At 66.7% G+C, this 255-nt stretch carries 1 protein-coding gene; it reads left to right on the top strand.

Annotation, left to right across the window (positions count from 1 at the left end):
• A partial coding sequence (locus IB279_RS36935) for an aldehyde dehydrogenase family protein (RefSeq protein ID WP_192341323.1) occupies positions 1-255 on the top strand: 255 nt, incomplete at both ends.

Below are 255 nucleotides of genomic sequence, written 5' to 3'. Positions count from 1 at the left end.
AAGACCTCAATGAGGCGCTTGCGGCCGCCGAGAAGGGCTTCAAGACGTGGCGGGCAACCTCCGCCTTCGACCGCGCCCAGGTGATGCGGTCGGCAGCCGCCCTGCTGCGCGAACGGGCCGGCGACATTGCCTTTCTGATGACGCGCGAGCAAGGCAAACCGCTTGCCCAGTCGAAGGGCGAGATCCTTGGCGCCGCCGACATCATCGAGTGGTTCGCCGAGGAGGGAAAGCGGGCCTACGGCCAGATCATTCCGC

Source organism: Ensifer sp. ENS06 (assembly GCF_014852205.1).
GTDB lineage: Bacteria > Pseudomonadota > Alphaproteobacteria > Rhizobiales > Rhizobiaceae > Ensifer > Ensifer adhaerens.
The sequence above is the reverse complement of the archived record's forward strand: the minus strand, read 5'-3'. Positions and strand labels throughout refer to the sequence as shown.